Genomic DNA, 8,154 nt, shown 5'->3' on the forward strand with positions numbered 1-8,154 from the left:
CGCCGCGGAGCCCCGCCCCGCCGCCGTCACGCCCGCCGCAGCCGCGGCCGGACCCGATGCTGCGGCAACGCCCCCGGCGGAGACCGACGCGCTGGCCGCGCTGGACATGGCGGTGATCGACGCCGCCGTTGTCGGGGCAATCGATTCAGACGTGCCCTCGCGGACGCTGGCCCCCGGGGTCTCGCCATCCTCGATCTCGGGACTCGATGCGCTCCGCCGCGCAGGGCCCGCCGCGGCATCCGCATCGGCCGGAACGCAGATCGCGATGGCGCAGGTCACCGGCAGCAACGTCAACCTGCGCTCGGGCCCCTCCACCGGCAACCCGGTCGAGGGACAGGCCCGCGAAGGCGAGCGCGTGGAATGGCTGGACGAGCCGGAACCGGGCTGGGCGCGGATCCGGCATCCCCGCTATGAAGGCGATCTGTACATGTCCTCGTCCTATCTGAGCCGGATGACCAATTGAGCCCTTCCCTCCGCGGCCGCAGCCGCATCCTGATCACCGGCTGCTCCTCGGGGATCGGCCTCGACGCGGCGCGCACCCTTTCGGCCCGCGGCTGGGACGTCTACGCGACATGCCGGCGGGAGGAGGACTGCGCCAGCCTCCGCGAGGAAGGACTGACCAGTTTCCGGCTGGACTATGCCTGCGAGGACTCCATCGCCGCCGCCATGGCGGAGGTGGAGGCGCGCGGCGGTCTGGATGCGCTGTTCAACAACGGCGCCTTCGCCATTCCCGGCGCCGTGGAGGACCTGCCCCGCGGCGCGCTGCGCGAGATCTACGAGGCCAACCTCTTCGGCTGGCACGACCTGACGACCCGGGTCATCCCGCTGATGCGCGCGCAGGGGCATGGACGGATCGTCAACTGTTCCTCCATCCTGGGCTTCGTCCCCGCCCGCTGGCGCGGGGCCTATGTCTCGACCAAGCACGCGCTGGAGGGACTGACCGACGTGCTGCGGCTGGAAATGGCCGATACGCCGATCCACGTGGTGCTGATCCAGCCGGGACCCATCGCCACCGAGATCCGGCGCAAGTCGCGCGCGCCCTTCGAGCGCTGGATCGACTGGGAGTCCTCCGCCCGAGCCGGGCAGTACCGCGACAGCCTGCTGGGCCGCCTCTATGACGAACCGCCGGTCCCCGCCCCCGGCGAATGCCCGCCCTCGGCGGTGACGCGGGTGCTGATCCGCGCGCTGGAACGTCCCCGGCCGCGGCCCAAATACCGCGTCACCTGGCCCACCGGCGCCGCCTGGGTCCTGCGCCGGGTGCTTCCGGTGCGGCTCCTGGACCGGGCCTGCGCGGCGGGCTGAGCACGAATCGGCTTTCCCCGGCGGCGAATATGGCGTAAGGGCGCGCCTTCACAGGCCTTGCTGGACGACATCCCGGCTCGTGCCGTTCACTCCAGACATGAAGGAGACACCCGATGTCGATCACGCCCGAGGAAAAAGAACGCCTCATCAAGGAATTCGGCACGAAGGACGGCGATACCGGCTCCCCCGAGGTGCAGGTTGCCATCCTCAGCTCGCGCATCGCGACCCTGACCGAGCACTTCAAGACCCACGCGAAGGACAACCATTCGCGCCGCGGCCTGCTGAAGCTGGTCGCCCAGCGCCGCAAGCTGCTGGACTACGTGAACGCGAAGGAACCGGCCCGCTACCAGGACCTCATCAAGCGTCTCGGCCTGCGCCGCTGATCCCGCGATCACCGTGATTTCCGAACACCCGCCGGTCCGGCGGGTGTTTTCGTTTGCCCGCCTGTCCCGGCCGCTCCGCCTCCCATCGCGGAACCGCCCCGCGCCCCGTCCGTTGGTGCCCGGACCGCAGACAGGAGACGCGCCCCTTGCCCGACCTTTCCCAGACCCCGATGACGCTGCTGCTCCTGGGCCTGCTGCTGGCCGCGGGGGTCATCCTTGCCGGCGGGCTGCGCATGACCGGGCTGGCCGACCGCATCGCGGACCGCACCGGGCTGGGCGAGGCCCTGGTCGGCGGCGCGCTTCTGGGGGCGGCAACCTCGCTTTCGGGGGTGGTCGTCTCGCTTTCGGCGGCGCTGGACGGGCGCGCCTCGCTGGCCTTCTCCAATTCGGTGGGCGGCATCGCCGCGCAGACCGCCTTTCTCGCGCTGGCCGACCTGCTGTGGCGCAAGGCCAATCTGGAACATGCCGCCGCCGAGCTGGCCAACCTGTTCCAGAGCGCGCTGCTCTTGCTGCTGCTGGCGCTGCCGGTGCTGGCCTATGGCGGGCCGGACATCTCCGTCCTTGCCGTCCACCCCGTTTCGCTGGTCCTGCCCGTCCTCTACGCGATGGGGCTGATCGGCACGCATCGCAGCCGCCAGGCGCCGATGTGGCACCCGGTGAAGACACACGAGACGCGCGAGGATACCGACGAGGAGGGCGGCCAGGACGACACCCCGACCTGGCGGCTGTTCCTGGCCTTCGGCCTGCTGATGGCGGTGATGGGCCTGTGCGGCCTGGCCATTGCCCGGCTGGCGGGAGAGCTGACCGACCGGACCGGTGTCTCCGCCTCGCTGGTGGGCGCGCTGCTGACCGCGGTCATCACCTCCCTGCCGGAACTGGTGACGACGCTGGCCGCGGTGCGCCGCGGCGCGCTGCAGCTGGCGCTTGGCGGGATCATCGGCGGGAACACCTTCGACACGCTGTTCCTGACCCTGTCGGATATCGGCTATCGCGAAGGGTCGCTGTATCACGCGATCGGGCCCGGCGACATGTTCTGGCTGGGCACGGGCATGGCGATGACCGGCATCCTGCTCCTGGGGCAGCTCTACCGGGAAAGGCAGGGCCCGGCCGGGATCGGACTGGAAAGCGTCGGCATGCTGGGGCTCTATGCCGGGGCGGTGGCCCTGGCCGCCTTCGGCTGAGGCTTCCCCGGGCGGCCGCTCCGGGGGTATGGCAAGGCATCGCCACCGCCCGACCCCAGGAGAGCCGATGACCGCCCCGACCAGTCCTTCCGCCCCGCCCCTGCCGCAGATCGCCGCCGCGCTCGGCACCGGGGCGCTGATGACCCTGATGCTGCTGTGCAACAGCGCCATGGCCGCCGCGGCCGGGCCGCTCTTCGCCTCGCTCACCGCCCATGGGGTCGGAACCGTCTTCGCCGCGATCCTGCTGCTATGGCTGCGCGGCAGGGGATCCCGGGCAGGCCTCCCCCGGGGGCGCGCCCCGCTCTGGGCCTATCTGGGCGGGCTGTCCGGCGCGCTGACGGTGGTGGCGACCTCCTGGACGGCAAACACCCCGCTGGCGCTGACCGGCACGCTGGCCCTGGGGCTGGCGGGACAGGTCGTGCTGGCGCTGGTCTTCGATCTGACCGGGGCGATGGGGCTGGTGCGGCGGCGGCCCGCAGGATCCGAGATCCTCGCCATCGGGCTGATCTGCGCCGGCGCGGCGCTGGTGATCCTGGCGCGCAGGACGGGCGCATGACGGCCGCGATCCTCCTGGCGCTGGCGGCGGGCATGCTGGTGACGCTGTCGCGCCAGATAAACGGGCGGCTGGCGCGGGACAGCTCGGCCATGGGATCGTCCTTCTGGAACCACCTCGTGGGCTTCGCGGCGCTTGCCCTCTGCGCCGTCATGGCCGGGTCGGTCTGGCCCGCCGGGGCCGCGCAGGCCCCGCCCCATGCCTGGATCGGCGGGGCCATCGGCGTGATCTTCGTGGCCGGGGGCAGCTGGCTGATCCCGCGGCTGGGCGCGGCACTGACCGGCGGCCTGCTGATCGCGGGGCAGATGCTGTCGGGCGTGGCGCTGGACGTGATCCGCGGCGAGGGCGGCGCGCCGCTGCTGCAGGGGGCGGGGGTCGCGCTGATCCTTGCAGGGGTGGTGCTGGCGCGGCGCCGCTGAGGCGCGGCTTGCGCAGGATCCGGGTCGCCGGGTCGGCCCGCGGATGGCAGGGTCGGAGACGCATCCGCAACGAGGCCCCCGCCCATGACCTTCCGCATCCACGCCCTGCCCGCGCAGTATTTCTCCCCGCTCTGCGCGCTGTCGGATGCCGAACTGGCCCGGCGCAACGCCCGCCGGGTCAGGGTCGCCACCTGTCCCGGGACGCCCTGCCGGGTCGGCCTTGCCGATATCCCCGCGGGCGCGACCGCGCTTCTGGTGAATTACCGGCACCACCGCGCAGCGGGCCCCTATCGGGCGGCCCATGCGATTTTCGTGCAGGAAGGCGCGATCCGGGCCCGGCCCGCCCCCGGCACGGTGCCGCAGATGCTGCGGACCCGCCTGATCTCGCTGCGGGGCTTCGACCGCGACGGCATGATGACCGAGGCTGCGATCGCCCCCGGCACCGGGCTGGAAGCCGCGATCCTGGACGCGTTCGGCGACCCCCGGACGACCGAACTGCACCTGCATTTCGCCGCGCCCGGCTGCTATGCGGCGCGGGTCACGCGGGACTGAGCCGGGCGGCGCCCCTCCCCGGGACAACATCCGGGGGCGCCGCTGGCGGTCCCGCGCCGCTCAGGCGGCCCCGTCGCCGCTGCAGACCCGCAGCCGGGTCCGCGACATGGCCTCCGCCCAGGCGGCATCCACCTCCAGCCGGTAGCGCGCCACGATGCCCTCGAACCCGCGCAGATACCCGCATTGTGCCGCGGCCCGGGGCGGCAGCCAGTCCAGCGGATCCTTCGCCCCCTTGGCGGCGTTGAGCCCGCCCCCGACGATCCTGAGATTGTCCGGATCCAGCGCGAAGCGGTCGCGCTCGGCCGCGCTCCAGCCATGGGCGCCATGCATCCAGGCCCATTTCAGCGGCACGAGATGGTCGATCTGCACCTCCTCCGCCTCGGAATGGACCTCTCCGGAATAGGGATCGCGCCAGGTGCCGCGGATCGCGCGGCAGCCATCCGCGCTGAGCGTCACCGGCCCGGAGGACCGGGCAATCATCAGCTCTGCCCGCGTGCGCTGGCAATCGCCGTCCTCGTCGATCCAGCCGCTGAAGGCGCCGCGGTCGTAATCCGGGATCTCCGGCCCCTCGCAGAATCCCAGCCCCAGCATCAGCAGCAGCGCCGCCCGGCCCATCGCCCGCACCCCTTACGTCACACAGGCGCCCTGACTAGCGGCGCGGGGGCCGGCAGGTAAACATTTCCCCTGCGGCAGGGTGAATCCTCCGGCGCGCCCCGCGACCTTGCCGCTTGCGCCGGAGGGGACGGATCCGGATAGTGGCCCGGCAGAATGCCCCGTTCCGGACCGCGCGCCCCGCGCGCGCCGGCAGACCCGAAAGGACCCGTAACGATGATGCGAATGATCGCCCCCGCCCTTCTTCTCCTGGCCGCCGGACCGGCGATGGCCCATGTCGGACCGGGCGCGCATGGCTCGGTCGCCACCGGCCTGCTGCATCCGCTCTCGGGGCTGGATCACATCCTGGCCATGGTGGCGGTCGGGCTCTGGGCCAGCCTGATCGGCGGCCGCGCGCTGTGGATCGCCCCCGCGGCCTTCGTCGGCGCGATGGTGGCGGGCTATGCGCTCGGCGTTGCCGGGCTGCCGCTGCCGATGGTGGAACCGATGATCCTGGCCTCGACCGTGGTGCTGGGCCTCGCGGCGGCCGCCGCGCTGCGCATCGGGCTGGTTCCGGCCGCGGCGGCGATCGCCGCCTTCGGCCTGTTCCACGGCCATGCCCATGGCGGCGAGCTGGGCGAGGCGGGCGCGCTGCGCTTCGGGCTGGGTTTCGTGCTGGCCACCGCGATGCTGCACCTGGCGGGGATCGGGCTCGGCCTCGGGCTGAAGCAGGTCTCGGCGCGCCACGGAAACACCATCGCGCGCATCGCCGGCGGCGTCATCGCCCTGGCCGGGCTGTCGCTGGCGCTCGGCTGAGCATCGTCCCCGGCCCCTTGCGGGGCCGGCGGACTCAGAACGGGGCGGGGACCGAGAAACTCAGCCCCTGCCCGCCCTCGGGATCGCGGAATTTCAGCCGTTCCGCATGCAGCATCAGCCGCGGGTGATCCGCCGCGGCGCCCGTTGCATAGAAGGGATCGCCCAGGATCGGATGGCCGAGCGCCAGCATGTGCACCCGCAGCTGGTGGCTGCGCCCGGTCAGCGGGGTCAGCCGCACCCGGCTCTCGCCCTCCCCCGCCTGCAGCCGCGTCCAGTCCGTCACCGCCTTGCGCCCGGTCTCGTGGCAGACCTTCTGCAGCGGCCGGTTCGGCCAGTCGACGATCAGCGGCAGATCGACCGTGCCGCCGGCTTCGGCCATCTCGCCATGGACCCGCGCGACATAGGTCTTCTTCACCTGCCGCTTCTCGAATTGCAGCCCCAGATGGCGCTGTCCGTGGCGGCTGAGCGCGAAGACCATCACGCCCGACGTGTCGCGGTCCAGCCGGTGCACCAGCAGAACCTCGGGAAAGGGGCCGCGCAGCCGCGCGATGAGGCAGTCGGCCAGATGCTCCCCCCGCCCCGGCACGGAGAGCAGCCCGGACGGCTTCTCCACGACCAGCACATGCGCGTCGTGATGCAGGATGTTCAGCGGATCGGTCGGCGGGTCATAGGGCGCGGTGCCCGGGGCGAACGGGGGCGTCATCGGCAGGGCCTCGGCAGCGGCGGTCAGGGAAGGATCGGTGCCGCAAATGCCCGTTCCGCCCCGCGAAGGCAAGGCCGCCCCCGCCACGGATTGCGCAAAATTGCGGCACTTCCGGAAAACCTGCCCGGAAACCGCACAGGAGACGCCGATTTCAGCGCCGGGAAAATTGAATTCCCCCCGCTTCGACCCGATATGCCGAAAGAGCGGGCGCCGGGCGACCATGACGCCCCGATTGGCATGTCATCTAAGGGAGTTATGGCCGTGAGCAAGGCGATGGAACGCCTCGACGATTTTCTGCACAAGGACACCAGCGCGGGCATCGTGCTGATCATTGCGACGATCCTGGCCCTGCTGGCCAGCAATTCGGGCCTTGCCGAGGCCTATAACCACTTTCTTCACATGCACATGAAGATCGAGATCGGCACCCTCGTCATCGACAAGGGGCTGAGCCACTGGATCAATGACGGGCTGATGGCGATCTTCTTCTTCCTCGTCGGGCTGGAGATCAAGCGCGAGCTGGTCCAGGGCGACCTGTCGAGCTTCGACAAGGCGGTTCTGCCGCTCTTCGCCGCGATCGGCGGCATGGCGGGGCCCGCGGCGATCTACTGGGCGATTAATTCCGGCTCTCCCGAGACGCTGGACGGCTGGGCGATCCCGGCGGCGACCGACATCGCCTTCGCGCTCGGCATCTTGGCGCTGGTGGGCGCGCGGGCGCCGGTCTCGCTGAAGATCCTGCTCCTGGCCATTGCCATCATCGACGACCTGGGCGCGATCATCATCATCGCCGCCTTCTACAGCTCGGACATGTCGATGGTGGCGCTCTGCGTTGCCGGGCTCGGCGTGATCGCCGCCGTCGGGCTGAACCGGCTGGGGGTGAACCGCACCTTCCCCTATGTCGCCTGCCTGATCTTCGTCTGGGTCTGCGTGCTGAAATCCGGGGTCCACGCGACCCTGGCCGGCGTGCTGGTGGCGCTGACCGTGCCGCTGACCACCAAGGACGGCAAGGAGGGGCTGGCCCCGCAGATGGAGAAGGGGCTGCATGTCTATGTCAGCTTCCTGATCCTGCCGATCTTCGCCTTTGCCAATGCCGGGGTCAGCCTTTCGGGGATCACCGCCGACATGCTGCTCAGCCCGGTGCCGCTGGGCATCGCCGCGGGGCTGTTCTTCGGCAAGCAGGCCGGGGTCTTCCTGATCATCCTGGCGATGGGGGCGACCGGGCTTGCCCGTCTGCCCAAGGGCGCGACTTATGCCCAGCTTTACGGCCTGGCGTGCCTGACCGGCGTGGGGTTCACCATGAGCCTGTTCATCGGCGGCCTGGCCTTCTCGGACGAGACGCTGATGAACGAGGTGCGCCTGGGCGTGCTGGCGGGCTCCATCCTGTCGGGGGTCGTGGGCTTCGCCGTGCTCTATCTCAGCGGCAAGCCCGCCGCGCAGGAGGCGCCGCAGCCGCAGGCCGGCTGACCGGCCCGGCAGCGGGATGAGGATCGGGCGCGGGGGATCTCCTCCGCGCCCTTTTCATGTCGGCCGGGATCAGAAATCGATCGCCAGCCCCTTCTTCTCCCAGTCGCCATAGCGGACCGGCTCGGGCCCGTCGCGACCGCCCAGCTCCTTCGGCAGGGCCTCGGCTGCCTCGGCGGCGCGCCGCCGCGCCGCG

12 protein-coding genes are annotated in these 8,154 nt (G+C 71.3%); 9 read left to right on the forward strand and 3 right to left on the reverse strand.

Translation table 11 applies throughout. The features are described from left to right. The 7 genes from ICN82_RS20360 to ICN82_RS20390 form a co-directional block, all read left to right on the forward strand. Positions 1–463, forward strand: a 463-nt coding sequence (locus tag ICN82_RS20360; RefSeq protein ID WP_193186944.1) for an SH3 domain-containing protein, incomplete at its 5' end; no start/stop codon positions are given. Then, positions 460–1,302, forward strand: coding sequence for an SDR family NAD(P)-dependent oxidoreductase (locus ICN82_RS20365; protein WP_226898644.1), 843 nt, complete (start codon positions 460–462; stop codon positions 1,300–1,302). The genes ICN82_RS20360 and ICN82_RS20365, both read left to right, overlap by 4 nt. Positions 1,303–1,415: 113 nt before the next feature. Further along, positions 1,416–1,685: a 30S ribosomal protein S15 gene (gene rpsO / locus ICN82_RS20370; RefSeq protein ID WP_193186947.1), complete on the forward strand. Its 270-nt coding sequence runs from the start codon at positions 1,416–1,418 to the stop codon at positions 1,683–1,685. Positions 1,686–1,831: 146 nt separating this feature from the next. Beyond that, positions 1,832–2,866: a sodium:calcium antiporter gene (locus tag ICN82_RS20375; protein WP_407943777.1), complete on the forward strand. Its 1,035-nt coding sequence runs from the start codon at positions 1,832–1,834 to the stop codon at positions 2,864–2,866. Positions 2,867–2,933: 67 nt separating this feature from the next. Then, a complete protein-coding gene (locus ICN82_RS20380; RefSeq protein WP_193186950.1) occupies positions 2,934–3,422 on the forward strand; it encodes a DMT family transporter in 489 nt (162 codons plus the stop codon). Continuing rightward, entirely contained in the window at positions 3,419–3,838 is a 420-nt protein-coding gene (locus ICN82_RS20385) for a DMT family transporter (RefSeq protein ID WP_193186953.1), read from the forward strand. The genes ICN82_RS20380 and ICN82_RS20385 overlap by 4 nt, the downstream gene beginning before the upstream one ends. Before the next feature lie 84 nt (positions 3,839–3,922). Beyond that, positions 3,923–4,390: a DUF1203 domain-containing protein gene (locus ICN82_RS20390; protein WP_193186956.1), complete on the forward strand. Its 468-nt coding sequence runs from the start codon at positions 3,923–3,925 to the stop codon at positions 4,388–4,390. Positions 4,391–4,450: 60 nt separating this feature from the next. Here the strand turns inward: ICN82_RS20390 and ICN82_RS20395 are convergent, their stop codons facing one another. Further along, complete coding sequence (locus tag ICN82_RS20395) at positions 4,451–5,005, reverse strand: HNH endonuclease family protein (protein WP_193186959.1); 555 nt, start codon at positions 5,003–5,005, stop codon at positions 4,451–4,453. A 213-nt stretch (positions 5,006–5,218) separates the two neighbouring features. On the opposite strand from ICN82_RS20395, the gene ICN82_RS20400 reads away from it, so the two are divergent. Then, complete coding sequence (locus ICN82_RS20400; protein WP_193186962.1) at positions 5,219–5,797, forward strand: HupE/UreJ family protein; 579 nt, start codon at positions 5,219–5,221, stop codon at positions 5,795–5,797. A gap of 34 nt (positions 5,798–5,831) precedes the next feature. Here the strand turns inward: ICN82_RS20400 and ICN82_RS20405 are convergent, their stop codons facing one another. Then, positions 5,832–6,500 carry an RluA family pseudouridine synthase gene (locus ICN82_RS20405; RefSeq protein WP_193186965.1) on the reverse strand — a complete coding sequence of 223 codons (669 nt, stop codon included), beginning with the start codon at positions 6,498–6,500 and terminating at the stop codon, positions 5,832–5,834. A 261-nt stretch (positions 6,501–6,761) separates the two neighbouring features. Between ICN82_RS20405 and nhaA the strand changes: the two genes are divergently transcribed. After that, positions 6,762–7,961 carry a Na+/H+ antiporter NhaA gene (nhaA, locus tag ICN82_RS20410; protein WP_330999041.1) on the forward strand — a complete coding sequence of 400 codons (1,200 nt, stop codon included), beginning with the start codon at positions 6,762–6,764 and terminating at the stop codon, positions 7,959–7,961. Positions 7,962–8,030: 69 nt separating this feature from the next. Here nhaA and ICN82_RS20415 read toward each other — a convergent pair. Beyond that, the coding region (locus ICN82_RS20415; RefSeq protein ID WP_193186968.1) for a DUF1674 domain-containing protein at positions 8,031–8,154 on the reverse strand (124 nt) is incomplete at its 5' end.

Source organism: Mangrovicoccus algicola, from assembly GCF_014903745.1.
Classification (GTDB): Bacteria; Pseudomonadota; Alphaproteobacteria; order Rhodobacterales; family Rhodobacteraceae; genus Mangrovicoccus; species Mangrovicoccus algicola.

Bases quoted from the DNA above. Each gene is read 5' to 3' on its own strand.
- rpsO (WP_193186947.1), top strand. From the start codon at position 1,416: ATGTCGATCACGCCCGAGGAAAAAGAACGCCTCATCAAGGAATTCGGC.
- ICN82_RS20380 (WP_193186950.1), top strand. From the start codon at position 2,934: ATGACCGCCCCGACCAGTCCTTCCGCCCCGCCCCTGCCGCAGATCGCC.
- ICN82_RS20385 (WP_193186953.1), top strand. From the start codon at position 3,419: ATGACGGCCGCGATCCTCCTGGCGCTGGCGGCGGGCATGCTGGTGACG.
- ICN82_RS20390 (WP_193186956.1), top strand. From the start codon at position 3,923: ATGACCTTCCGCATCCACGCCCTGCCCGCGCAGTATTTCTCCCCGCTC.
- ICN82_RS20395 (WP_193186959.1), bottom strand. From the start codon at position 5,005: ATGGGCCGGGCGGCGCTGCTGCTGATGCTGGGGCTGGGATTCTGCGAG.
- ICN82_RS20400 (WP_193186962.1), top strand. From the start codon at position 5,219: ATGATGCGAATGATCGCCCCCGCCCTTCTTCTCCTGGCCGCCGGACCG.
- ICN82_RS20405 (WP_193186965.1), bottom strand. From the start codon at position 6,500: ATGACGCCCCCGTTCGCCCCGGGCACCGCGCCCTATGACCCGCCGACC.